The sequence below is a fragment of the Nostoc foliaceum FACHB-393 genome, assembly GCF_014698505.1.
Taxonomy (GTDB): Bacteria; Cyanobacteriota; Cyanobacteriia; order Cyanobacteriales; family Nostocaceae; genus Nostoc; species Nostoc foliaceum_A.
On sequence record NZ_JACJTD010000030.1, the window covers coordinates 47,805 to 74,793 of the forward strand.

The following is a 26,989-nucleotide window of genomic DNA, read 5'->3' on the forward strand; positions in this document are numbered from 1 at the left end:
TGTTAGTTGTGGGAGAATCAAACCCTTTTTAATTAATAATTAATAATTAGCTTGAATTTAATTCCTGGATGTTTATTTTTCTTGAAATGTCCATACTCCTTCATCCCAATCTGAATCTGTTGGGGGTGATTGTAACCAATGCTGACAACGTAGGAGATGCAACATAGCAGCTTTGTCTTGGTTGTCTGCTGCCAAAACTTTGGCAAACTCAGCTCTAGCAAAGGAAAACTGACGATTTAGGTAATACTCGCGCCCTTTGTGATAGTGCTCAATCACTTGCAATTTTTCGCTTTCAATAGGATTGGAACGCAAACCCAGTAATTCATATATCGCTACTGGCTCATTTCTGCCTTTGACACGAATGTAATCTAGCTCCCTAGCCCAAATATGATCTTGGCATGGTTTAAAAGTGTTATGGCTAATAATAATATCGCAACCATACTGTTTACTGACACTTTCTAATCGAGAGCCAAGATTAACACCATCGCCAATAGCAGTAAATTCCATCCGTTTACTAGAGCCAATATTCCCACTAATCACGGTATCGGAGTTAATGCCAATGCCAATCTTGATTCTGGGCTTATCATCTGCGTAGCGACGTTGATTAAATTCGTGCAGACGAACGCGCATTTCTAAAGATGTTTGCACTGCCATCCAAGCGTGTTCTTCCAAAGGTAGGGGAGAACCAAACACAGCCATGATGGCATCGCCGATATATTTGTCAAGGGTGCCTTTATGTTTAAAGACTGCCTCCACCATTGATTCAAAATATTCATTGAGCATACTTACCACTTCTTCTGCTTCCAAGTTTTCTGTCAAAGTGGTGTAGCCGCGAATATCGGAAAATAAAATCGAAACTTCTTTGCGATCGCCTCCTAGTTTAGCATCATCCAATTTCAGCAATTCTTCGGCTAATTCCTGGGTCATGTAACGGTACATCGTACTCTTGAGCCGCTTTTCATCACTGATATCTTCCATCACCACCAGCGCCCCACGGACTTGCTCTTGGTCACTAGCATCAGCAATTGTGTTAATGGATAAATTAATACTGTGCTGTTCTGTACCAGTAGTTAGGAGCGTGCGATCTGGGTAATATTGCTGGCGGCCTTTTAAGTCGGCTGCATGTAAAGCATCCTGATACCACTTACTAAAGTCGCCTTCTTTGATGCCGATCGCATCAGTAACTAATTTACCTTCTAAACGTTCTTCTGGCTCCAGTCCTAGCAAACGCTTGGCACTTTCATTAGCGGCGATAATTAACCCGGCTTTATCAGTAGAAACCACTCCATTGGAAAGACTACGCAGAATGTCCCGTTGCATTTGTTCTTGTTGCTTGACTGTGGCAAACAACTGGGCATTTTGCAGTGCTACTCCCGCTTGAATATTAAAAGCTTCCATGAACTCTTCATCGTTGCGGTCAAAGCTAGCTTGGAAGCAGTCGGGAGCTTTGGGCCAATCAGCTGGATTATAAGGTGGAAAATCCCCGGATTTCTTTTTATTTACGAGTTGGGTAACGCCAATCAGTTGTTGATCGGCGTTAAACACTGGCATACAAAGCAAGCTACAGGTGCGATACCCATTTTGCTGGTCTAATCGTTGGGCTGTCTCTGAGTCAGGATCGTAGTATAAATCAAAGGCAATATTCAGTTTCTTACCAGAAACCGCCACTAGACCAGCAAAACCTTTACCTACGGGGACTCGCAACTCCTTGGTTGAACCATCATCCTGGGTGATTTTCGTCCATAATTCATGGCGATCGCGGTCTATTAACCATAGTGTACTGCGATCGGCATTCATCAGTTCCTTGGCTTCATCCATCACCCGCTTGAGGGTGTCTTCTAAGTCGAGACTGCTTTGAGAGAGGGACTTGATCGCCTTCATCAGCGCCGCCACTGCTCTTTGTTTTTGGGTGGCTACATAAAAAGAGCGCGAGGATTCTAAAATTAGGCGAATCGAAGGGGCAAATTCTTGAAATAATTGTTCGTCAGCACAGATAAAACCTTTGGTATCAATGCGCTCTGCAAGTGAAGCATCGGGATTATTCCCAGATTTTAATTTATTCAGTAATTGTACTACTGCAACTAATTGCCCATGTTCATTTAACAACGGCAAAGCCAGCATAGTGTAGGTGCGATAGCCAGTTCTTTTTTCTTGTTCTTGGGCAAAATGCGATCGCGGGTCACTATAAAAATCAAAGGGAATATTAATAACTTGCTTGAAGGTAGCAACTTCCCCAGCAATGCCTTTATCGGCGGGGATGCGAATTTCTAAAGAGCGATCGCCCTCACCCTCAGCCAGAATTGACCAGAGTTCTTGTTTTTCTTCATCCAATAAAAATATTGTCGTCCGGTCTGCTCCCAGTAATTCCCCGGTTTTTAAGGTAATCGAATGCAACATTTCTTGCAGAAGAGTTTCAAACCCCTGAGAATCCAGCATTGATAGGGTTTGATGGACAATCTGTAATTTTTGCTCGACATCCTTAACGACCTGTTTAAAAGTATCTTGAGTCAGGGGAGCAAGAAACGTAGAAAAAGTTCCTTGTCTTGTGGCAAGAGCACCCACAGGAGCAGAATTTGCTTGTAATTCGCGGTTTTCTTGGTTGTGAACACCAATAATCAAATCGGCGGTCTCCCCACAACTTCCTTGATACACTGACATAACCGGTATTTTATATAGCAGGATGAGATTTTAGATTTAACAATGAAATTAAATTTATGTAAGTGGTGCTAAAAGCAACATATTTATCCATAGTTTAATCGCTTGTTTAGCTAGCGTCATCCTGTGCAGGAAGGTGGAAGTCAATTACCTATGCCCAAAGTGCAAATACAGTCATACTCAGAACGCTCGCGGACTCGCTACCGCTTTAAGCTCATCCCACCCTTAAAAGGAGATGTCACGTTGGCTGATGACTGATGACGGTTGACAGTTATCAGTCAACAGTAGTTATCGGCGGCAGGGCGGCTATCCCGGACACTTGTGTTGAGCGCAGTCGAAACACCCCAAAAAGCAAGTGGGCTTACCGCCGCCTTGGTAATAAGTCTAATAACGCGATCGCCTTTATCAATTCCTCTGGATCTACAGGCTTGGAAATATGCTGTTGAAATCCGACAGCGATCGCTTGCTGATAATCCATCTCGCCAGCATAGGCAGTTAAGGCGATCGCTGGAATTGTCCCGCCTTGCTCTGGTTCCAAACTCCTCACCTGTCGCATCAGCATGTAACCATCCATTTCTGGCATCCCGATATCGCTGATGATCAAACTTGGCTGGGATTGACTCAGTGCAGTTAAAGCTTCGATGGCTGAGGCTACGGCGGTTACAGTTGCGCCATATTGCTCCAACATGAAAGGCAAAAACTCTCGCATATCTGCGTCATCATCCACCACGAGAATCTCTAAGCCAGACAAGGGTGAAGGCTGATCTTCCACAAATGAGGAATTATCTTTTGCATCTTTGATTTTTTTACTTTCATCCTGTAAGCATGGAAGTTTGACAGTGAAAGTTGCTCCTTGATCTTCGCCCAGGCTTTCTGCTTGAACAGCCCCCCCGTGAAGTTCTACAAGATGCCGGACGATCGCTAATCCTAACCCTAAACCGCCAAATTTTCGAGTTGTGGCACCATCTGCTTGACGGAAATAATCAAAGACATAAGGTAAGAATTCAGGTGCAATCCCTTTTCCTGTATCAGTTACACGAATTTGTACCTGTGAGCCAACTTGCTCTAATTTGATTTTTACCAGTCCTCCGGTAGGAGTAAATTTAATGGCATTGGAAAGGATATTCCAAAAGACTTGTTGCAATCGATTGGTATCACCTAGAACTTGCCCGACACCAGATTCAAGAATTGTCTGAATCTGGATAGACTTAGCCTCCGCCGATAAACGCACTGTCTCCATTGCAGATCGAATAGTTAATGCTAAATCAACAGAGCCAAAGTTGAGGTTAAGTTTACCCTGAAGGATGCGGGAGACATCAAGCAAATCTTCAATCAATTGGGTTTGTAACTTGGCGTTGCGCTCAATGGTTTCGAGGGCGCGATCGCTTGTTGCTTGATCAAGCTTGCGGGTTCGCATCAGTTTTGTCCAACCCAGAATTGGGTTAAGCGGTGTTCTCAGTTCATGGGACAGCACGGCTAGAAATTCATCTTTGATGCGGTTTGCTGATTCAGCAGCGCTTCGTGCCCTTCGTTCGGCTTCGTAGAGATGGGCACGAGCGATCGCTTGGGCGCATTGTTGAGCAAGAGCCAAGATAAACCCTTGATCTTCCTCACTCAATTGTTGAGGCTGGGCAAATCCCAAAGTTATACCTCCAACTGCCCAACCTTCTACCATCAACGGAATAGAAATCCAGGCATTAAAATCATATTGGGCGTAAATTTCTGCTAAATGCGGGTAACGAGCTACGCGATTTTCTGTTGGTTCAGCCCAAACAGGTTGCCCAGTCCGCACAGCTTCTGCTAAAGGAGAGGGTGAATTGATGGCAAAATTACGCCAAGTATCGACCAAATCTTGGTTATAGCCAACCGCACGCACAATTTCCAGTTCAGTTTTACTTTCATTCACTAAGGCAACGAGGGCAGAATTGGCCCCTAAGGCAGCCATGCTCTGTTCTACAATCACTTCAGATACTTGGGCTGGTGTCAGTGATTCTGAAAGGGCAGCAGTGATGGATTGGAGACGGGCAATGCGCTCTAATGCCTGTTCTGCTGTTCTTTGTGCTTGCTGCGCTTCTTGGTAAAGGCGGGCATTATCGATGGCGATCGCAGCTCGATGGGCAACATCTTCCGCTAATGACAAGTCAGCCGTGCTGTAACGACGTTCTGATTCAGCAGTAATAAACGAAATGGCACCAAAAATCCGTTCGCGTGCCATTAAGGGCAAAATCATACAGGATTTTAAACCAAGTTCACGCACAATCCTTAGATGTTCTGCATGAGGGATGCTTTCTACTAAAGCTGCATCTGGAATTTCAGTTACCATTTCAGCAATTCCTGTACGCAGCACTTTAGGTACACCTTGAGGTTCATCCAACTTTCTAGGATAACGCTGATGAAGTTCCCAACCGAGTTTAACTTTCTCTGGATCTCGGTGGGCAACTGCTACCCGATTAATTGATTGGTTATGTTGCAGCAGATCAACGCTGCACCAATCGGCGAAGTAAGGCACAACTAGGTTAGCCACAGTTGCTAGCGTGCTTTCGTAATCTAGAGAAGAGGCTAGTGTTGCGCTGACTTGAGCTAAAAACGCTGCTCGTTGCTGATCGGCTTCTGCTTCTAGACGGGCGGTTTGCTCTTGAATCAGTTGGATACGTTCGACTTCAGATTGTTTGCGATCTGTAATATCAAGCACAACACCACTCATGTGTGTAGCTTTACCTGCTTCGTTAAAAAAGGCTTTTCCTCGACAAGCTGCATAGTGGATACTGCCGTCATCTAGAATAATTCGATATTCTAAGTCATGCTCCACGCCTTCGTTAATCGCTCGACTCAACGATTGAGCCAGCAATCCTCGATCATCTGGATGCAGACGAGCTAAAATTGCTTCGGATGTGCCAGCAAAAGCTTCAGGTGTTAACCCAAATAGTTGATAAATTTGCTCATCCCAGTCAAAGCGATCGTTGGCAATATCCCAACTCCAAACACCAATTTGAGCAGATTTTAACGCCAGATTGAGTTGTGCTTGGCTGTCTTCTAGACCTTGATAAAGACGAGCATTTTCTAGAGAAATGGCAATTTGAACTGTCAAAATTTCCAGTACAGAAAGTTTTTCTTGTGTAAAGGCGCTGGAGATAAGATTGTTTTCTAAATATAAAATACCCAGTAATTTCGATTGACGGGCGATCGGCAAACAAAGTACAGATTTAGGTTGCTTTTGAATTACATACTCGTCTTTTGAAAACAGATTTTGCTCAGTGGCATTTTGCAAAATCACTGTTTCTTGAGTTCGCTGAACATAATTCAGGATTGATTGAGGAATAACTTGTGAAATTTCGCCCTCTAATACAGGTCGAGAAACATTGAGCTTTTCTGCTTGGGGATTAACCTTAGCTTCTACTTCGATCACCAGATTTTGCTCGTGTTCAAGCAACAAATAACCGATTTCTGCTCCTGCTTGCTCGATGACAATTTGCATTAATGTCTTCAACAACCGCGAAAGAACAATTTCACTAGATATGGTTTGAGAGGCTTTAACTACTGATAAAAAGTCTAAATGCTCACCTGTAGTGATAAACGTTCCGTTAGAGACAAGTTGTTGTTGTGGAAATAGCTGAGGATAGGATTCTTCGAGGTGCTTGACTTTAGCAGATGCCTCCCAGCGTATATAGGCGTTTTTAGCTTCTTGCAAGTAGGTTTTGGCAATTAATTCAAACTTCCGCTCTGAATAAAACTTAGCGCCTAGCTCATTAGCCAAAGCTTCATATTGTACAAATCCCTGATCACGGGCTGAAGCGATCGATTGCTCATACAAGCGCATTGCATCCAAGTCCCTACCTTGAATTCGAGCTATTTCAGCAGCTACTAATTGAGATTTGTGTAAAAAGTTAGCATGACAGTGACTTGCCCAGTATTGCAATTGCTGCTGATGGGATTCTAGGGTTTGCAAAAACTGTTCTTGTTCTTGACAAGAGACTGTCGAATAAAGAGTTGTTAGAGTCAGTGAGTAATATAAAATATAATCTGTTTCAATTGGTAGTGCTAATGTTTTAACTGGAAATATTGATAATTTTAAGGCATATTTTAGTGCCTCTGTATATTGTCCGTAGGTAAAAAAGATAATTAATTTGATAATATTATAAAAAATAATTCCACTGACAAAGCCTGCATCGGTAATTACAGATAATGCGCGTGATTCATCAAATTCATCATTATTTAGAGTCAGGTTTTGGTGAGTGAGTCCGCGCAGATTCATCAGTAGCATCTGCTGTAGTCTGATTGTCTGATAAACAGCCTCATGTTTAGACTGGCGGGCAAAGGCAGTATATTTTTCTAGAGATTTGTATGTCTCTGCAAGTGGAGAACCTAACTGGATAATTTGCCATGAGCCTTGATAGCCGTTGTAATTCGCCATCGTGACATCACCTACTTCTACACAGCCGATAAATCCCTGCTCTAAAAAGGGAATATCAGTAGCAATATGGTTACGCCAAACGTTGATATGACTTCCATGAATATGCAGAACAACTCCTCTAAGTTTCAAGTCATGCAACTTTTCATTCAATTGAATTGTCATCTCAGAAAATGCGTAGCCTGTGGGAATATCATGGAAGATGGAAACTAACAACATAGCGTACATGCTGTAAGCAAAACAGGAATCTTCCGTATTACCAAACTTGAGTGAATAGTTAACTGCTTTAAGTACGACTAAGGGAAAGAGATGAGGTCTACCGAGATAAGTAGGTGGGCCTAAAGTAGTCAACAGACTAATAACTGTTTTAATATTGGGGTCTTGGATTATTAAAGCATTAATTAAATCGGATATTTGTCTATTACCTAGGTTGGTTAATACCTGGTTTTTTTCAATTGCGATCGCAGCTTGCACTTGCTCATGTGTATCAGGGAATATCACCCCAAAAAGTTTTAAAGCTTCTAATCCCAGTGTCAGCGCTTCTTCATATCTACCTGCAACTTGGTAGAGTCTGATTTGCAGCATATAAATATTAGATTTATCCACATGAGAAGCAGCTTTATTAAATAGTATTTCAAATGTTTTTTCTGCTTGTTCTAAATTTCCTGTTAAAAATTCACACTCAGCTAGTTCTCTGAATAAAGTAAATGTTTGTTCATATTGTTCAATCCAGTTATTCTCAGTTAAAAGATTCATAGCTACGCTCAAAAATCTTTTAGCAGGAGTATAGGCTGTAGATGCTTTTGCCTTCTTACCAGCGATTAAATTCAATCGTAGCAATTCATCTTTTTCTGTCTTTTCAACAATTAGCTCTACAGCGAGATTAAGTTGATTGACTAAATCAAAAATTTGCTCGTTAACTTGTTCATGACTAGCATTCTTTAGCAAAAGCTGCCCAATCTTCAGGTGAACAGCCGACTTTGATTCATCGGCAATTAATGCATAAGCAGCTTGTTGAACTCTGTCATGGTAAAAACGATAGCTTTTCTGATTAGTTTCATCTGACTCAATAGAGATAATTAATCCTCTTAAAATTGCATCAACAAGTGCATTTGCCGTTTCTTCAATAGATTGTTCACCAACAATTGCTAAAACTTCTAAATCAAAGCGATTACCAATACAGGAGGATAACTTCAGCACCTGTTGAGTTGCTAATGGCAGTTTTTGCATCTGCACAATCATCAAACTGACAATATTATCTGTAATACCTTGGGCTTCAATCTGAGCTAGATCCCATTGCCAAACACGATGTTGGCGATCAAAATTCAGCAGATTCTCTTGATGCAGTGTTTTCAGAAACTCATTGACAAAAAAAGGATTACCGTCAGTTTTTTGGATAATCAATTGAGCAAGAGGTTCTACTTGTTCTACTGAACTATGCAAGGTATCAGCAATCAACTGATTTACATAAACAATATTCAAGGGAGTAAGAAGAATATCGGTTGTTCTTGCTCCATATAGGCAAACCTTCTCCATCATCAAACTAAAGGGATGCACAACATCTACTTCATTATCTCGATAGGCCAAAATAAAGCAGAGATATTGGATACTAGACCCAGTAATGACAGTTTGAATTAAATTCAAAGTAGCACTATCTGCCCACTGCATATCATCTAAAAATACAGTGAGTGGATGCTCTTTTTGAGCAAAGATACTGATAAAATTCTCAAACACCAAATTGAATCTATTTTGAGATTCAGCAGGCCCCAGCTCTGGTATAGGAGGTTGTTCTCCAACGATTAATTCAACTTCTGGAATTACATCTGTGATTAATCTACCATTATTCCCTAATGCTGTTTGTATTCGCTTTTTCCAAGAGGTAAGTTGATCTTCAGGCTGCGTTAAAATTTGTCTAACAAGTGTTTTAAAAGCTTGAACAATAGTGGAATAAGGAATATCTCGTTTGTACTGATCAAACTTACCAGAGATAAAAACGCCGCGTTCTCTTATAATAGGCTTGTGAATCTCCTTCACTAGAGAAGATTTACCAACACCAGCATAGCCAGAGACGAACACAAGTTCTGGTTTACCTTGGTGAACAACTCGCTCAAATGCTTGTAAAAGCTTTGCAATCTCTTGTTCTCGTCCATACAGTTTTTGGGGAATTTGAAAGCGCTCTGAGATATCTTGCTCACCCAAAACAAAGGATTGGATTTCTCCGGTTGTCTCCAATTGCTTTAAGCACCGTTCCAGATCAAATTGCAAACCTAAAGCGCTCTGATACCTCTGTTCTGCAACCTTTGACAGCAATTTTATGATGATGTCACAAAGCATTTGAGGAATATCAGAGTTTAGCTTTTTCGGGGATGGCGGAGATTTGGCGATATGGCAATGTACCCACTCTAAGGGGTCTTTGCCTTGAAATGGTAGCTGACCTGTGAGCATCTCATAAAAGGTGACTCCCAGCGAATACAAATCGCTGCGATGGTCAATTCCTCGATTCATCCGCCCGCTTTGCTCAGGTGATAAATAAGGTAAACTGCCTTCAATGCGACTGGAACTGCTAACTATTTGTTGCTCATATGGAATGAAGGCAGCAATTCCAAAATCGGCGATTTTGACCTGACTGGTTTCGAGGTTAACTAAGATATTTTGCGGCTTAATATCCTTGTGAACAATATGATGAGTGTGAATTTGTGCAAGTTTGCTGGTGATTTCAATAGCAATTTTTAGGAACGAAACAGGTTCTTGAAATTGGTCTAGCAGCTGGTCGAGCGATCGCGCCTCAAAATCCTCCATAATTAAATAAGGAATTCCCTGGTACATCTCTAAGGCGTAGGCTTTGACTGCGGCTGTGGTATTTAACCTTTGAGCGATCGCATACTCATGTTTGAGTTGTTCAATATTATTGGGTGTACACTCTTCTGGACGTAGGCTTTTGATAATTACCGGACACTGACCTTTAACTTTGATTCCACGGTATATGACTGCTTTTACCCCTGCTTTTAACAAAGTGACAATTTTAAATCCGGGTAATGCAATCATCATGCCAAATACTCCAGCAGTGTTTCTTTAGGGATAATCCGAGATCAATTGTATTTTAGATACATTTCCTTGGGCAGATGAAATTTAGATGATATCAGTTTCGAATAATCACTTCTGCTGACTCACAAACCAAAAATAAGCTAAAATTCAAGCAGAGTAAGCATTTCCCGCTCAAAAACTCCCATGCTTGATAACCTGCAAACCCAAATTTACCAACTAGAACAATTTGCCAACAGCCTAGTTTCTAACCAACTGACACACCTTAGCATAGTGAGTGTTGGTATCATCTTTGCCGCTGGCTTGCTCACCAGTCTTACACCCTGTATGCTTTCTATGCTGCCAATTACCATTGGTTACATCGGCGGTTATGAAGCCAAAAGCCGCCTACAAGCAGCTGCCCAATCAACCTGGTTTGCTTTAGGATTAGCTACTACATTGGCAGGGTTAGGGATAATAGCAGGTTTAGTGGGAAAAGTCTATGGTCAAGTGGGAATTGGTTTGCCGATTATCGTCAGCATTATCGCCATTCTCATGGGGCTGAACTTATTAGAAGCACTGCCTCTGCAATTTCCATCCTTGGGCGAAACGAATTGGATTTCGCAAGATTTACCAGCAGGATTGCGTTCCTATTTGCTGGGGCTGACTTTTGGCTTAGTGGCATCCCCTTGTAGCACTCCTGTTTTAGCGAGTTTGTTGGGTTGGATTGCTAATACACAAGACTTAATTTTAGGCGCTGTTTTGCTACTTTCTTACACAGCCGGTTATGTAGCACCGTTGATTTTGGCGGGTACTTTCACAGCTTCAATTAAAAAGTTACTAGAATTGCGTCGCTGGTCTGGTTGGATTAACCCAGTTAGTGGGGCACTATTGGTAGGATTCGGTGTATTTTCCTTGATTTCTCGGATTCCCCTCGGCAGTTTTTAATATCAATACCTTTGTTAGCTTTTACACATAATGACTTTAGAAGATTCAGCGTCCAAAGAATTAAAATGGTGGGCACTACCTGGGAAGTTCTTACGCCAAGAGCTTTTGCCTATACTGACCAACTTACGACTAGCGATCGCACTATTGCTATTGATTGCAATCTTTAGCTCTACTGGTACTGTAATCGAACAAGGTCAATCACCCGCATTTTACCAAGCCAATTATCCAGAACATCCAGCTTTATTTGGTTTCCTAACTTGGAAGGTAATTCAGGTAGTTGGGTTAGACCACGTATATCGTACTTGGTGGTTTCTGGCATTACTCATTTTATTTGGCACTAGCTTAACTGCTTGTTCTTTTACCCGTCAGTTGCCAGCCTTAAAAGCTGCCCAGCGCTGGAAATATTACGAAGAACCACGGCAATTTCAAAAGTTAGCTTTGAGTGCAGAACTAGATACTGGTTCTCTAGATTCGTTAAACCAAATATTACAGAAACACCGCTATAAAATTTTTCAAGATCAAGAAAAAGAAAATCTCCTCTATGCCCGGAAGGGAATAGTTGGACGCATCGGCCCAATTATCGTTCATATTGGCATCGTCGCTATTCTGCTAGGGGGAATTTGGGGGGCGATGACTGGGTTTCTGGCTCAGGAAATGGTTGCAAGTGGCGATACATTTAAAGTGACAAATATTGTCGATGCTGGCCCTTTAGCAGCAGCCCAAGTCCCGAAAGATTGGTCTGTGCGTGTCAATCGTTTTTGGATTGACTACACTCCATCTGGCGGTATTGATCAATTTTATTCGGATATGTCTGTCTTAGATAATCAGGGAAAGGAAGTTGACCATAAGAAAATTTTTGTCAACGAGCCTCTGCGCTATCATGGCGTAACTTTCTATCAAACTGATTGGGGAATTGCAGGTGTTCGCGTTCAATTTAACAACAGCCCCATTTTTCAGCTACCGATGGCGCAATTGAACACCAACGGGAACGGGCGCATTTGGGGAACCTGGGTTCCGACCAAACCGGATTTGAGTGAGGGTGTCTCCCTGTTAGCCAAAGACTTGCAAGGGATGGTGTTAATTTATGATCCCACAGGCAAACTCGTTGATACTGTCCGCGCAGGGATGTCTACCCAAGTCAATGGTGTAAAGCTAAAAATTCTGGATGTTATTGGTAGCACTGGTTTACAAATTAAAGCCGATCCAGGTATACCAATTGTTTACTCAGGGTTTGGCTTGCTAATGCTGGGTGTGGTGATGAGTTACTTCTCCCATTCGCAAATATGGGCATTGCAAAAAGGCGATCGCTTGTATATAGGTGGCAAAACTAATCGCGCCCAAGTTGCTTTTGAACAAGAGGTTTTAGATATTTTAGATCGGCTGAGTTCACAGCCAAAAGGTGAGGAGAAAGAGGCAGCGATTGAAGTTTAAACGCATAGGTAGGCAAAGTAATCCTCTGCGTTTAAAATGTCTCCTACTTTTGGTGACGTACTTCAACAACGGTATGTACATTACCGCGAGGCGTGAAATCTGCTTTCACCGTGACTTCTAACGGATCACAAGCAGCCACAAAATCATCCAAAATTTGATTGGCAGATTCTTCGTGGGAAATGTAGCGATCGCGGTAACTGTTAATGTAAAGCTTAAGTGCCTTCAATTCCACTACCCGTTCATCAGGCACATAGGTAACGTAAATTGTCGCAAAGTCAGGATAACCAGAAAACGGACATTTACAAGTAAATTCCGGCAAAGTAATGTTAATGTCATATCGCCTTCCCACACGCGGATTTGGAAAGGTAATTAGTTTACCCTCCGCAATATCGCGTTCGCCATATTTCATTTCTTGGCTTGTCTGAGATAGATTTTCAGATATTTTGTCAGTTGTCATTTGTTATTTGTCATTAGTTATTTTATTTATTTTTACGTCCTTTTAGTAATTTTGTAGCTTCTTAACTCCTAACTCCCTAGAGACGCGATTAATCGCGTCTCTACGCACTCAATACTCTTCCTTTTCCCAGTCTGGACAATTCTCATCTTCACAACCGTGGGGATGCATGGCACAAACTAACAAATTACCACTATAAACTTGACCGTGGTAGTGAGTACAACCGATACAGGCAGGATTTTTTTCGGCTGTGGGTTCAACTGAATAAGGAAAACCAGAATCTACATCTGCTACAATGTCTTCCAGTTCCCAGTAAGCTTCCAACATTGGTTCAGCTAAATCCTGTAAATACTGATCAACTTCAGTGACAATATTAGGAACTTGCTCGGTAATTTCTTCTGTTAGCTCAAAAAAAGCGTCTACCATTTCACTCATTCCCAGGAAGAAACGCTCTACTTCATCAGCCACTGTTTCAACGATTTCCACTAAATCTTTTTGCCACTGTTCCATAAACTTGACACCTTTGCAGGCTATAAACAGGACGCTTTGTGTTATCTGGCTCGAAGCACTAAAATACACACTAGGCAATGTATCTTATCAAGTTTCTATCTGAAGTGCCATGTCAAAGTGCCACTTATTACTGATATTTCGATCAAAGAATGCTTTTTATTGATCGCGCTGCAATCGTTTTAACTCATCTTGCAGGTTTAGCACTTCTTGGCGTAATTTATCCACGTTCTCATCAGCTGATCCCTCTTTCACCGTTGGTTCTTCATCTTCCTCTAAAATTTCAATGCGGCGAGGTTCAGAATGGGGTGTTTTCTCAGAGGTTTCACCAGATGCTTGGGGCTGTTGGGCTTGCTTCATCATATCTTCAACGAAGCGGCGGGCTTCTTCAGTGTTCATTTCACCCTTTGCCACCATTTCATCTGCCAGTTTTTGGACTTGCGATCGCACTTCCGCTAATTTTCCCCCTGCTTTCTCACCCGCGTAAGAAGCTAATCCAACACCGAGGTAAAAAGCTTTTTGAACAATATCTCCAAAACCAGGCATTGTTGCTGAACGCTCCTAAAAATAGGGCGACCCGGAGACTACGCCTACCACAAGCCTCCCGTGTTGCTGCTACCTTCCGGTTCTGACAAGATTTGGGTGTTGCAGTCGCATAGATCCAGGTCTTCTAAAAGCATAGCATTAAAATTCAGTAAGTGTGTGTTATTCCATAACAATTCGCCATTCATAAAGCTGATAGTTGACGCAGCCGTTTTGCACCAATGGGTCATCAGCTACAATTGCTTCTGCTTCAGCCTTTGAGGCAGCCTCAAACAGCAGCATTCCGCCTCTTTGTTCCGCCCAATAGCCTGTTCGTGCTTTGTGTCCTTTAGCAATCAAGTCCTGAATGTAGGCTTTGTGGGCAGGTACATATTGGTCAAAGGTCGGTTTATCGACTTTGCCTTCTTCAATCTTTACAAACCACGGCATTTGCTTCTTAACTCCAGTGACAACAGACAATTGCTATTTTTGAGTAGCATTTAAGTAGCAATATACACGAGCCACAGCGATTTACTGAAGATTTAACTAAAACAGCAGAAGCGATACATCTGTGACTGTTAGACCTCTAGATGCGATCGCAGTTCAGAAGTTAGGATTCAAAATAAAAATAATTAATATAGATAGATGAGCCGTTTTTTTGTCGCCCTTTTACCACCGCAAGATATTCAAGATTACGCCAACCAGATTAAGCAGTACTTTGCTGATCGCTATGCTAGTAGCGGGGCGCTAAAGTCTCCGCCTCATATTACCCTGCAACCGCCCTTTGAATGGGCAGATGCTAACTTGCCACAGCTAGAAGCATCCTTGAAGGAGTTTGCTAGTGGACAACTGCCAGTAGCAATTACACTCAAGGGGTTTGATGCCTTTGCGCCTCGTGTCATATACATTAATGTAGACAGAAGTCAAGAACTTTTGACTTTGCAAGCTGATTTAATGGTTCATACAGAAAGCAACTTGGGAATTGTTGACAAGGTTTCTAAAACCCGCCCTTTTGCGCCCCACATGACGGTTGCTTTTCGGGATTTATCAAAGCAGAACTTTAGAACTGCTTGGCCAGAATTTGAAAAGCGTCAGTTGCATTTTGAGTTTACTGCCGACAAATTAACGCTACTACTTCACGACGGTAAGCGCTGGAATATTAAATCGGAGTTTGGTTTGTTTGCTTCTTATTGAGATGAGTTGAGAGACAGTTTGTGGCAAAATGCGATCGCAGTTCCTTTTTGCATGACTAATTTTCTTTGATACTGCTTATCATTTAGGGCTTAACTCTCAGTGAGTTTTAACCGCAACAGGAAGCATTATTGTAAACTCTGTTCCTTGTCCTACAACAGAATCTACCTTGAGCGTTCCCCTATGTCGCTCAACAAATTGTTCTGCGAGCGATCGCTCCAACTGTTGAGCATATCTCTGCGCCTTCTAATAGAGGCGGGCATTTTCCAGGATGATCACAGGTCGCATAGATGCACCCTTGCTAGATGCTAGAGCAGTCAAAATTTGCCTACTGCGTATCTGGATCTAAGCCAGTGCGATCGCTTAAATTTCAAATCAAGAGGCGGCAACCCTCATTATGCGTTCCCAGAGACAATCTCTAAAAGCTTTTTATAGACTGGCTTGGATCTTAAATTGACACCAATGACAACCGTGTGTCCCTAACGCATAGTATCATCATCAATAGTTGAGAATAAGCGATCGCGATCGCCTACCAAGACTTAAAACCATCTTTCTTTTTACCAGTCTATAGTCACCTACGTCTAATACTATTTCACCTTAATAATGATACAAATACGCTGGTAAGGGCATGGCAATGCCATGCCCCTACGAGAAATCTATATGTATCAGGATTTTTGTGAATTGGTATAACCTCTCAAAGAGTTGCACCTTGGTGTCACACATTGCTTAACTTTTGGAGTGCCTTGCAAACAAGACATGTTAGATTTATTTATTTCTACTTACTTAATTTTTGTAAAACAAGATACATTAAATGGTAGTTTAGTCGCAAAGGAATCAAAAAGTATGGCCGTTAGTAGTCCTGAAGTCATCCGTCATATATTGATTGGGCTGGGATATTTAGCTCCTGAGATTGATCCTAAGCCGGATCTGACTAAATTTGCTCCCTGGAAGCGGAATAACAACTCCTTGACAGATGATCCTACTGAAGAAGCGATTAAAAAGTTTCAGAAACAGTATTCACAAAAACTTGTGGTAAATGGCAACGCTGATGCCGAGACTCGAACCGTAATGGAAGATACAGTCAAAGGGCTTCAGAATAGATTGAAGTTTCACGGTTTTGCAACCAATGCCGAAATTCCTCCAAACAAGCCTTTTTATGGGCCAGCCACTTATACAGCAGTCAAGAAATTTCAGAAATCTCAGGGTTTAACTGAAAATGGCATTGCCACTATTGAACAGCGTCAAATTCTACAGCAACCTACTCTAACAAATAAGCCCCAACCGCAGCCCCAGACACAACTCAGACTGATAGATTTATGCTTCCAATTCAAAAAGAATCCTCAAAATCCTTCTTACATCGCAGCCCTAAATAACTTACAACAAAATTTACCCAAGGACGTTTTACACAAAGTTACTAACAAATGGAGGGGGACAAATGATCAAAATCCTGAGATTGTCAAGCTGACGAATGTCTTCACTTACTATGATGACAACAATCAAAACCATCGTGATGCACTAACTCACTTACAAAGCCAGATCACCCCAGCCATCTATAAAGAATTTATTAGTCTCTGGAATAAGAAATAACAAGAAGCTTTTATCTATAGGACTTACGCAAAATCATGAAAAAACGAACCGCCAAGTACGCCAAGTGCGCCAAGTAATAAGAGTTGTAGAGGATTTTTGCGTAAGTCCTGATCTATTCAGAGTAATAAAACAGCGTTAACGTGCGCCTCCAACGGAGGCGCACGTTATCTTAAAACATCACGCCCCTGGTCAGAAAAGACCGCAATGACTGATGAATAACTCAAACTGTTCACGCCTAAACGTAGTGAGACAGCATTTATTTTCCTTAAACAGTCGATAATGTAAATAAATGTAATAAAATCCTCAGGCAGGACAGAAGTATCTATGCGTGTAATTTTGATGACCGGTAAAGGCGGCGTGGGCAAAACTTCCGTTGCTGCTGCAACTGGACTCCGTTGTGCGGAACTAGGCTATCAAACATTGGTTTTAAGTACAGATCCCGCTCATTCTCTAGCAGATAGTTTTGACATAGAAATGGGACATGTACCCCGAAAAATTCGTCCAAATCTTTGGGGTGCTGAACTGGATGCGCTGCAAGAACTAGAAGGAAACTGGGGTGCTGTAAAACGTTATATTACCCAAGTTTTACAGGCAAGGGGTTTGGACGGCGTACAGGCAGAAGAATTGGCAATTTTACCAGGCATGGATGAGATTTTTGGCTTGGTAAGGATGAAACGCCATTACGATGAAGGTGAGTTTGATGTTTTAATTATCGACTCAGCCCCCACTGGCACTGCACTGCGCTTACTGAGTTTACCTGAAGTCGGTGGCTGGTATATGCGCCGTTTTTACAAACCATTTCAAAACATCTCGGTAGCACTTCGGCCCCTGGTTGAACCTTTTTTTAGACCAATTGCTGGTTTTTCGCTACCAGATAAAGAGGTGATGGATGCACCTTATGAGTTTTATGAACAAATTGAAGCCCTGGAAAAAGTATTAACAGATAATACTCAAACTTCAGTGCGTCTGGTCACTAATCCCGAAAAGATGGTGATTAAAGAGTCTCTTCGTGCCCATGCTTATCTGAGTTTGTATAATGTTGCAACAGATTTAGTAGTAGCTAATCGGATTATTCCAAGTGAAGTTCAAGATCCATTTTTCCAACGTTGGAAGGAAAGTCAGGAGCAATATCGCCAAGAAATTCATGATAATTTCCACCCTTTACCTGTGAAAGAAGTTCCACTTTTTTCTGAGGAAATGTGCGGATTGGCTTCATTAGAACGCCTGAAGGAAACTCTCTATAAAGATGAAGATCCAACTCAGGTTTATTACAAAGAAACGACTATGAGAGTCGTGCAAGAGGAAAACCAATACAGCTTAGAAATTTATTTACCTGGTATTCCTAAAAACCAAGTTCAACTGAGTAAGAATGGTGATGAATTAAACATTACCATTGGCAACCACCGTCGAAACTTAGTTTTGCCACAAGCCTTAGCAGCACTACAACCAGGAGGGGCAAAGATGGAAGATGACTATCTGAAAATACGCTTTGCCGACAACATAAGGGTTTAATTTTATTGATCGTTATTCTGTCAATGAAAATTTAAAACTTAAAAGCAAGAATTTTCTCTTGTAAATGATCAGACGCTATTAAAATTGCGTCTTTCTTTGTGATTTTTTTCGTGTATTTTTATAAAAGGCAAATAAATATTTTTATTAATGATTTGCCAGTAGTTTTACGGAAGACAAATATATTAAATAAATTTCAAAATGGCTTTAGCTTTAATTATGCCAGTTTGCTAATTATTAATTTATTTTCTTATCAGCAATGATCTCCAACCCTGAACAAGATTTGCCTTTATGTCGTCATGAAGAAAGTTTACTACGCCGCATTACAAACCGTATCCGACGAAGCTTAGAGTTGGAAGAAATTATCGCAGTGACAACGGCAGAGGTGCGATCGCTACTAAAAACTGACCGAGTGATGATTTATAAATTTCATGGCGATGGTACTGGTCGGGTCATTGCTGAGTCAATTTACGAAAATCGGTTACCGTCGCTACTGGGGTTGAATTTCCCGGCTGAGGATATTCCACTCAGTGCTCGTGAACTATTTATTAAATCACGAGTGCGTTCTGTTGTTAATGTTGATACTCAAGAGATTGGTCAAAGTCATCTCCATGACTTGGAAAACGGAGAAATTATATCAGAGGAGATCCGTTACCGGACTGTAGATCCATGTCATGTTGAATACTTAAGTGCGATGGGGGTAAAGTCTTCTGTGGTAGCGCCCATTATCTATCAAGATCAACTTTGGGGATTGTTAGTGTCTCATAATTCTGAAGCGCGTTTGATTTTAGAATCTGAACTAGAAGCAGTACAGATGGTAGTTGAGCAGCTGTCAGTAGCGATCGCTCAAAGTACACTGCTTACTCAAGTCCGCAAAACAGCCGAACGGGAAACTATCATTAACCGCATTGCTACCCTACTGCATTCACTACCCACAATTGTATTACAACCAGCCCTAGAAGCGGCTGTTGCTGCCTTTAATGGTGTTGGTGGCAGGCTTTGCATTAGAAATGCAGCTTTTGATTCCCATAATGGCAACGTGAGCAGCTTAACAGAATGCTTAATACCAGGAAACAATTGTGCCAAGCTTTATATCTGTGGACAACAACCTGTGATGCCAGAACAAACCATATATCCATTGATAGAGCAGTATAGCGTCTGGCAGGAACACTACAAGTCTAATAGATACGATACTTGGGCGATTTCAGATATATATCAAACTCCTAGCTTGCGAAGTTTGCAACCCGCTTTTCAAGAAACTAAAATTCGCAGCATGTTGATGATCCCACTTCAGTATCGTCAGCAGTTGCTGGGTTATTTAAGTATTTTCCGTAATGAAATAGATACAGAAACTCTATGGGCGGGGCAGTATGACAGCGATCAAAGGCAGCTTTACCCCCGACAATCGTTTGAGGTTTGGCGCGAATTTAAAAAAGCACAAGCTCAAGAATGGACGGTCGAAGAAATTGAACTAGCTACAGACCTCGGTAAACAATTTGCTTCAGCAATTCAGCAGTATGAACTATACCAACAAGTGCAAGCTTTTAATGAAAATTTAGAACACCAAGTTAAAAAGCGCACACTTGAATTACAACGGACATCTGAACAACAACATGCTGTGTTTAAAGTTATTGCCGAGATTCGGGAATCTCTTGACACAGATACTATTTTTCAAACCACTACTAAAGAAGTTTGTCAATTAATCAAAGCCGATCGCGTTTCTGTTTATCGTTTCGATTCTAATTGGGGTGGTGAATTTGTCGGCGATTTTGAGGCTGCTAGTCCCTACTGGTCGAATGAGTCCGAACTAGGTATCAATACAATTTGGAATGATACCTACTTACAAGACACACAGGGAGGACGCTACCGCAATAATGAAACATTTGCAGTCGATGACATTTACAAGATGGGTTTTGCTAAGTGTCATATCGACAATCTAGAGCAGTTTCAAATTCACGCTTTTGTGCTTGCTCCGATCTTTGTTGGGCAAAAACTTTGGGGTTTACTGGCAACTTATCAACACACTGGCCCCAGGCAATGGAAAACTTATGAAGTTAACTTTCTCAGTCAGATTGCTGCCCAAATGGGGGTAGCACTCCAGCAAGCTGATTTACTCGCTCAGACACGACAGCAGGCGTTAAATTTGCAACAAGCAGCAGAACAACAACGAGTATTGTTTGAAGTTGTTGCGAAAGTTAGGGAATCTCTTGATTTAGATGCGATTTTTCAGACAACCACCCAAGAAATCTGTAAATCACTACAAGCAGATCGAGTTGCAGTTTATCGGTTTCAGGCTGATTGGAGTGGTGAATATATCGCTGAGTTTGTGGGTAATGGTTGGGTAAAGTTAGTAAATCATAATATCAATACAGTTTGGCAAGATAGCTATTTGCAGGAAACCCAAGGTGGGCGATATCGTCATAATGAAACCTTTGCAGTTAATGACATATATCAAGCCGGCCACTCTGATTGCCACGTTGCGGCTCTGGAGCAATTACAAGCAAAGGCGTATGCGATCGCACCTATATTTATCGGGCAACAGCTATGGGGCTTATTAGCAGCTTACCAGAACTCTGCACCCCGCCAGTGGGAAGCCTCGGAAATTAAGTTTATCACTCAAATTGCCAATCAGCTTGGGGTTGCACTTCAACAAGCCCAATTGCATCATCAAACCAAAGAGCAAACAGAAAAGCTGACTCAAGCTTTACATGATTTACAGCAAACTCAAACCCAACTGATCCAAACTGAGAAAATGTCCTCACTAGGTCAATTGGTAGCTGGTATTGCTCACGAAATTAATAACCCGGTGAACTTCATTTATGGCAACATCAATCATGTCAACGATTACGCCAAAGATTTACTCAGTATACTAGACCTCTATTTGCAAGACTCCCCTAACCCCAACCCTGAGATTCGCGATCGCGCTTTCGAGATAGACTTAGAATTTCTCATGGAGGATTTACCCAAAACTTTATCTTCCATGAAAGTTGGAATTGATCGTATCCGTCAGATTGTCTTGGGTTTACGCAATTTCTCGCGCCTTGACGAGGCAGAGAAAAAGCCAGTTGATATTCATGAGGGCATTGATAGCACCTTGCTAATTTTGCAGCATCGCTTGAAAGCAAAACCGGAAAGTCCAGCGATTAAATTAGTCAAAGAATACAGTGACCTTCCCTTAGTAGAGTGCTATGCCGGGCCACTAAATCAGGTATTTATGAATGTTTTAAGCAATGCGATCGATGCTTTAGAAGATTACAGGGAATCTCAATCAAAATCTCATAGCAGTCAAATTACCATTCATACTGCTGTTGGAGAGCTTGAAGGTAATATTAAGAGCGTAGTAATTCGCATTCTAGACAATGGCCCAGGCATACCCGAAGCCCTCAGAGCAAGAATCTGCGACCCATTTTTTACTACTAAGCCAGTAGGAAAAGGCACTGGCTTGGGATTATCAATTAGTTATCAGATTGTTGTTGATAAACACAGTGGTGTGTTTAAATGTGATTCTCAACCGGGGTTAGGTACAGAATTTTGGATTGAAATTCCGATTAAACAAATCACGAAATCATAGAAAGAAATTCGCGTCAGTTTTACCCCACCCTAACCCTCCCCTTGAAAAGGGGAGGGAACTAGATTCCTGTTTCCCACCAATGCATCGGGGGGATTCAGGGGGGTAATTCGACTTGTGTGTACACCGTAGTAAAAAAGGGGGGATTAGAATTTTAGCCCCCTTTTTAAGGGGGTTGGGGGATCTAATATCTTTGACAACAAACGCTTTAACGTTAAGTTGACACAAATGCACAGATGTGATCCCCTACAGATCGCCAACTACAATTATTTTTAACTTCTAAGTTGCACCGGCATAGCTAAATAGGTCATTTTCAAACCACCCAACGGCGTAAAAATCACCGGAGTTAGGCTTTGATTTAAATGCATTTGAATTTCGGAAGATGGTAACTCTTTCAAGCCTTCCATCAAGTATTTAATGTTAAAAGCAATTTCAATGTTTTCCCCAGAAATTTGCGCCGGCATTGACTCTCTACCACTGCCTACATCTTGAGCTTCGCAAGATAAAGTAATTTCTTGGGCTTCACTGTCAATACTGAGCTTGACAATATTGTTTTTCTGATCGGCTAGCACAGCAATCCGTTCCAAAGTGCTGACGAATTGTCGCCGTTCAATTGTGACTTGTCGCTCAAATTGGCGGGGGATTAGTTGTCGATAAGCAGGATATTGCCCTTCTAATGTGCGACTAGTCAAGCGTTGATTTTGCCATGCAAACACAACTTGACCTTGATCGAAATATAAAGCGACAGGTTCATCTGATGAGGCGCTATGAGCTAGCATTCGTTGGAGTTCGCGTAATGCTCTAGCTGGTACTGTTACTTCTAGTTGAGTAGTTCCACCTAAAGGACGTTCGTTGCTAGTTTCTACCACTGCGAGGCGATGTCCGTCGGTAGCTGCAAATTCTAGGGTATCTTGTTTAACTGTTAAATGCACTCCCGTGAGTACTTGCTTGGTTTCATCACCACTTGTAGCAAACAATGAACCTCGTAATCCCTCAATTAATGCGGCGGTGGTGAGATGGATTACTTCGGTATTTTCAATTACAGGTAGTTCGGGAAATTCTTCCGGCCCCATTGCTCGGACTTGGTAATGTCCACTCTTGGGTGTGAGTGTAACTATTAAACCTTCTCCACCGGGTGTTGCACCTGTCAAGGCTGATTCATCGTCTAGAGTGATTTCGCCTTCTGGAAGACGAGAGGTGATATCTACAAGTAACTTAGCAGGAAGTGCGATCGCACCTCCTTGCCATACCTCTGCATTAAAGCTGGTGCGGATTCCCAAGCTGAGATCAAAGGCTGTTAAACTTACTTGGTTAGTTTCAGCATCCGCTTGTAACAGCACATTGGCAAGTACTGGATGAGTCGGTCGTGAAGGTACTGCACGACTAACGAGTGAGAGATTTGTACTGAGATCGCTTTGGGAGCAAACTAATTTCATAAGTCAGATGCAGCTGGTGAAAGATATCCTAACATTCTTATTGTTTATAGGCGATCGCTATTTATTTGATTAGCGTGTAGGCGTAGGCATAGCTGATGATGTGAGTCTACTGAGTCGTAGCAACTAACAAACCTGTATCTACTAAAATCGTAGGATATAGGTCATGATTCCTGTTGGCGGCTCTGCTTTATCCGTGATGCAATAACCGCTCTCCGAACATCTCGGTCTGATAAATTACCTACTGAGAGCAAATGCTGGGGAATTCCTCCCATGCGCTCTAGAATGCTTTGCTCAGATGCCTGGCTTTGCTCACCATGAGATGTGGAATTTTTTTGATCTTGTCTACCTTTTATGAATAGCAAGAAGTCTAGTACTTCTTCTACTAAAGAATCTGAAACCTGCTCAATTTCCTGAATAAGTTGCTCTCTGGCTGTCATAAACTATCTGCCTCAATACCAACAGGACTTCATTTATTAGGTTAATAGGGTTTAAGAAAGATTTTATCGTCAGACAACAGACAAAAGCGATGTCTACGACGGGTTACGCCTACGCTCTTACGCTTCAGACTTGTAAAGACTCAAACAATTGCAGCTAATGTTGCGCGATCTATAAGAAATGCTTAAGCATTTCTTGCAAAGGTATAAGCAGTTGCAGCAAAACATTCATACTTTGCAACAATTGATCCTCCATATATAAGAAACGCTTAAGCATTTCTTGCAAAGGTATAAGCAGTTGCAGCAAAGTATTCATACTTTGCAACAATTGATCCTCCATGTATAAGAAACGTTGAAATCATTGCAACAATTGTCGCAATAAACTTATAAGTCTATTTATTACTTAAATAAAAAATAATTTAAGTAAAATCAACTACAGGTCTAGAGGTGCAAACTCTACGATCGCCTACACTTAAGCAACTGATTTTGTTATATTTTCTGATGACAACCAAGGAAAATTTTGTATAAAAAAGTACTATAATTTACTAGGAGAGATGAATGATGGCACGTCCTAAAAGAAACTCCAGCGTTTTAGAAAAAGCCGATCGCCGCATTGAAAGTTTACAATCTATCAGTGTAAAATTAGACTTCGGCGAAGGACTGACTATACAAGCTTACAATGCAACAATTAACGATCTACGGTCTAAGCTTGCTGCCTACAACACTGCTTTATCTTCCATTGACAAACTCACAGATGATGTGAAGAATGCAGAACAGGCTGTAATTGCAATGTCAGAAAAAATGTTACTAGGAGTTGGCAGCCGTTACGGTAAAACCAGCCAGGAATACGAGATGGCGGGTGGTGCGCGACGAGGTAATACCAAGAAGAAGCGAAACGTAGTAGACAATTCCCAAGTCACCAATTCTGTTCAGCCTTCTTCTGTAAATGGATCTATGAATGGGGCATCAGCTGCGTAGGCGTAGCCCGTCGTAGACATCGCAAGTTAGCTAAAATCCAATCAGGTTTATATAGCGGTTTTCGTACCCTGCGGTAAGCCGCTACGCATCTATAGATGCAATAGACTTTAGCCTCTCTCCTAAAAAGCTACGGTGTACACACATCTCTGTACAAAACCAAAATCCTGTAGATCCTCCTAAATCCTCCTTAAAAAGGAGGACTTTGAGAGGTTTTTGCCCCCTTTTTTAAGGGGGGTTGGGGGGATCAAAAGGCTCTGGGGCAACTCTAGAGGTCTGTAACTGGCAAAAAATCAAAGTTTTTAACCCGCCTTGGCGTAGCTTCCGTAGTAAAGGCGGGTTTTGTCTGTGTAGCCACGACTTCCAGCCACCCAGTGTAGTACGCAAACATACTATAATTTGTGAAAAGCGTAATTTATCCCACTCCTAAAGACGCAAGAGGTATCGTTGGTGTCGCTCAAAGTATTCATTTCCTACTCTCACGCCGACGAACCCCTAAAGAATGAACTAGTTAACCACCTCACTACGTCGATACGAAAAGGTGTAATTTCAACCTGGGACGATCGCGAGATACCACCTGGAGGAGAATGGGATCGGCAGATTAATGAGAATTTGAACACAGCCGATATCATTTTATTGCTGGTAAGTTCAGACTTTATACGTTCTGAATACTGTTGGAGTGTTGAAGTTACCAGAGCAATAGAACGGCACGAAGCTAAAGAGGCTTGCGTTATTCCAATTATTCTGCGAAGCGTTGATTGGGATGACGCGCCATTTGCTCAACTACAAGCTCTACCTAAAAATGCCCAACCTGTGAGGTCTTGGAATAATCAAGACGATGCATTCAAAAATGTAGCTCAGGGAATTAGGTCTGCTGTTAATAAGCTAATTGAGGAGCGTCAGCAAAAACAGTTAAAGATAGAAGCCGCCATAGCTCAATATCGCCAGAGGGCTGAATATTTTGCATCAGATGGCAAAATTTCTCCTCTGGAATTGGACATATTAAACGATTTACAGAAAAACTTAGGATTAACAGATTCAGAAGCCATTGCAATCCGAAAGAATGCATTAGAGTCTTACAGGATATATAAGGAAAAGATAGAGACATACAGGTTATCCTTGATAAATTTTATAAATGAACAAGGATATCCATTGGATAAAAACGCTGAAAGTGAATTAAAGGAATTTCAACAACACTATAAGCTTAAGGATGAAGATGTAGTTTGCTTAAGGGAAGCACAGCTTTTTACATCTCTAGAAATAGTTCCAATTCGTGGCGGTAAATTCTTAATGGGTTCCCCAGAGAATGAACCAGAACGAATCGATTGGGAAAGTCCACAGCATCTTGTTACCATTCAACCCTTTTTTATGGGTAGATATCCAGTTACACAAAGCCAATGGGCTGTTGTTGCTGGGCTAAAAAAGATAAATATTGATTTAAATCCTGAACCATCTCACTTCAAAGGCGCTAATCGACCTGTTGAACAAGTGTCTTGGGATGATGCAATTGAGTTTTGTGCCAGATTGTCTAACAAGACTGGGAAAACCTATCGCTTGCCTAGTGAGGCAGAGTGGGAATATGCCTGTCGTGCGGGAACGACTACCCCATTTTATTTTGGTGAGACGATTACGACTGATTTGGCGAATTATAACGGTAACTATACTTATGGTGCTGGGTCAAAGGGTGAATATCGTCTGCAAACAACAGATGTCGGAAAATTTTCACCAAATTCCTTTGGTTTATTTGATATGCATGGTAATATATGGGAATGGTGTCAGGATGATTGGCACGAAAATTATAATAAAGCACCAGCAGACGGTAGCCCTTGGATGAGTGGTAATGATCATCGGCTGCTGCGTGGTGGTTCGTGGTTCAACATTCCCGGGTCTTGCTGCTCGGCGTCTCGCTTCTCTAACGCGCGGGTTTTCGGGTTGTGTTGGTTCGTGGCAGGACTTAGTAGCCCTTTACACTCTTGTCCTTTTGCCCTCTTCGCTTTTTTCTTTTCCCTTCTTCTCTTATTTGTCTCGCGCTTTGCGCGATAAAATTTTTTAGCTAAATTCTGAATGAGTGATTTACTGATAATACAGAAGACTTATGATTTAATCAAGTGGTATGTACCAATTTTAAATCTTCTGCCTAGAGATCAAAAATTCTTGCTAGGAAATCGGATAATTACAGAATTATATGATTTGTTAGATGGTTTAATAGTAGCACGGTATGCAAAGCAAAAATTAGCTCAGTTAGAGGTTGTTTGAAAAGTGTTTCGCTGTGAGTTTAGGCACTTTTAGATCCCCCCTAACCCCCCTTAAAAAAGGGGGGAACCGGAGTCAAAGTCCCCCTTT

At 41.7% G+C, this 26,989-nt stretch carries 17 protein-coding genes, 1 other RNA gene and 1 pseudogene; 9 read left to right on the forward strand and 10 right to left on the reverse strand.

Going from position 1 to position 26,989, the window contains the following annotated elements; all coding sequences use genetic code 11:
- Positions 1 to 72: 72 nt before the first annotated feature.
- Positions 73 to 2,658, reverse strand: coding sequence for a GAF domain-containing protein (locus H6G92_RS22780; protein WP_190896019.1), 2,586 nt, complete (start codon positions 2,656 to 2,658; stop codon positions 73 to 75).
- 358 nt (positions 2,659 to 3,016) lie between these two features.
- Positions 3,017 to 10,111, reverse strand: a complete 7,095-nt coding sequence (locus H6G92_RS22785; protein ID WP_190896021.1) for an AAA family ATPase — start codon at positions 10,109 to 10,111, stop codon at positions 3,017 to 3,019.
- A 180-nt stretch (positions 10,112 to 10,291) separates the two neighbouring features.
- On the opposite strand from H6G92_RS22785, the gene H6G92_RS22790 reads away from it, so the two are divergent.
- Entirely contained in the window at positions 10,292 to 11,032 is a 741-nt protein-coding gene (locus tag H6G92_RS22790) for a cytochrome c biogenesis protein CcdA (protein WP_190896023.1), read from the forward strand.
- A gap of 30 nt (positions 11,033 to 11,062) precedes the next feature.
- Positions 11,063 to 12,463: a cytochrome c biogenesis protein gene (locus H6G92_RS22795; RefSeq protein ID WP_190896024.1), complete on the forward strand. Its 1,401-nt coding sequence runs from the start codon at positions 11,063 to 11,065 to the stop codon at positions 12,461 to 12,463.
- A gap of 43 nt (positions 12,464 to 12,506) precedes the next feature.
- On the opposite strand, the gene queF is transcribed toward H6G92_RS22795, so the two are convergent.
- The 5 genes from queF to H6G92_RS22820 form a co-directional block, all read right to left on the reverse strand.
- Positions 12,507 to 12,920 (reverse strand): preQ(1) synthase, encoded by a 414-nt coding sequence (queF, locus tag H6G92_RS22800; protein WP_190896026.1) that lies wholly within the window; start codon positions 12,918 to 12,920, stop codon positions 12,507 to 12,509.
- Between the two features lie 108 nt (positions 12,921 to 13,028).
- Positions 13,029 to 13,427, reverse strand: a complete 399-nt coding sequence (locus H6G92_RS22805; RefSeq protein ID WP_190896028.1) for a hypothetical protein — start codon at positions 13,425 to 13,427, stop codon at positions 13,029 to 13,031.
- 156 nt (positions 13,428 to 13,583) lie between these two features.
- On the reverse strand, positions 13,584 to 13,970 hold the full coding sequence (locus H6G92_RS22810) for a phasin family protein (RefSeq protein ID WP_190896030.1): 387 nt from the start codon (positions 13,968 to 13,970) through the stop codon (positions 13,584 to 13,586).
- 25 nt (positions 13,971 to 13,995) lie between these two features.
- An RNA gene (gene ffs / locus H6G92_RS22815) (signal recognition particle sRNA small type) lies at positions 13,996 to 14,092 on the reverse strand.
- Positions 14,093 to 14,129: 37 nt separating this feature from the next.
- Positions 14,130 to 14,396, reverse strand: a complete 267-nt coding sequence (locus H6G92_RS22820; RefSeq protein WP_190896032.1) for a YciI family protein — start codon at positions 14,394 to 14,396, stop codon at positions 14,130 to 14,132.
- A gap of 195 nt (positions 14,397 to 14,591) precedes the next feature.
- Here H6G92_RS22820 and H6G92_RS22825 point away from each other — a divergent pair, with 195 nt between their 5' ends.
- The 4 genes from H6G92_RS22825 (at position 14,592) to H6G92_RS22840 (ending at position 21,804) form a co-directional block, all read left to right on the forward strand.
- Positions 14,592 to 15,140, forward strand: coding sequence for a 2'-5' RNA ligase family protein (locus H6G92_RS22825; RefSeq protein ID WP_190896034.1), 549 nt, complete (start codon positions 14,592 to 14,594; stop codon positions 15,138 to 15,140).
- An 840-nt stretch (positions 15,141 to 15,980) separates the two neighbouring features.
- Positions 15,981 to 16,724: a peptidoglycan-binding domain-containing protein gene (locus tag H6G92_RS22830; RefSeq protein ID WP_190896036.1), complete on the forward strand. Its 744-nt coding sequence runs from the start codon at positions 15,981 to 15,983 to the stop codon at positions 16,722 to 16,724.
- Positions 16,725 to 17,048: 324 nt separating this feature from the next.
- A complete protein-coding gene (locus H6G92_RS22835) occupies positions 17,049 to 18,236 on the forward strand; it encodes a TRC40/GET3/ArsA family transport-energizing ATPase (RefSeq protein ID WP_190896038.1) in 1,188 nt (395 codons plus the stop codon).
- A 256-nt stretch (positions 18,237 to 18,492) separates the two neighbouring features.
- The gene (locus H6G92_RS22840; RefSeq protein ID WP_190896040.1) at positions 18,493 to 21,804 is read left to right on the forward strand and encodes a GAF domain-containing protein; all 3,312 of its coding nucleotides are present in this window, start codon (positions 18,493 to 18,495) and stop codon (positions 21,802 to 21,804) included.
- A 269-nt stretch (positions 21,805 to 22,073) separates the two neighbouring features.
- On the opposite strand, the gene dnaN is transcribed toward H6G92_RS22840, so the two are convergent.
- Together dnaN and H6G92_RS22850 are read right to left on the reverse strand one after the other, a co-directional pair.
- Positions 22,074 to 23,237, reverse strand: a complete 1,164-nt coding sequence (gene dnaN, locus H6G92_RS22845; RefSeq protein WP_190896041.1) for a DNA polymerase III subunit beta — start codon at positions 23,235 to 23,237, stop codon at positions 22,074 to 22,076.
- 161 nt (positions 23,238 to 23,398) lie between these two features.
- The gene (locus tag H6G92_RS22850; RefSeq protein WP_190896043.1) at positions 23,399 to 23,674 is read right to left on the reverse strand and encodes a hypothetical protein; all 276 of its coding nucleotides are present in this window, start codon (positions 23,672 to 23,674) and stop codon (positions 23,399 to 23,401) included.
- A gap of 555 nt (positions 23,675 to 24,229) precedes the next feature.
- Between H6G92_RS22850 and H6G92_RS22855 the strand changes: the two genes are divergently transcribed.
- The gene (locus tag H6G92_RS22855; protein WP_313889990.1) at positions 24,230 to 24,649 is read left to right on the forward strand and encodes a hypothetical protein; all 420 of its coding nucleotides are present in this window, start codon (positions 24,230 to 24,232) and stop codon (positions 24,647 to 24,649) included.
- 265 nt (positions 24,650 to 24,914) lie between these two features.
- Here H6G92_RS22855 and H6G92_RS40440 read toward each other — a convergent pair whose 3' ends face one another.
- The gene (locus H6G92_RS40440; protein ID WP_277926776.1) at positions 24,915 to 25,037 is read right to left on the reverse strand and encodes a hypothetical protein; all 123 of its coding nucleotides are present in this window, start codon (positions 25,035 to 25,037) and stop codon (positions 24,915 to 24,917) included.
- Positions 25,038 to 25,096: 59 nt separating this feature from the next.
- Between H6G92_RS40440 and H6G92_RS22860 the strand changes: the two genes are divergently transcribed.
- Together H6G92_RS22860 and H6G92_RS39645 are read left to right on the forward strand one after the other, a co-directional pair.
- On the forward strand, positions 25,097 to 26,689 hold the full coding sequence (locus H6G92_RS22860) for an SUMF1/EgtB/PvdO family nonheme iron enzyme (protein ID WP_199344930.1): 1,593 nt from the start codon (positions 25,097 to 25,099) through the stop codon (positions 26,687 to 26,689).
- A gap of 21 nt (positions 26,690 to 26,710) precedes the next feature.
- A pseudogene (locus H6G92_RS39645) lies at positions 26,711 to 26,893 on the forward strand (diversity-generating retroelement protein Avd); the annotation flags it as partial.
- Between the last annotated feature and the right edge of the window lie 96 nt (positions 26,894 to 26,989).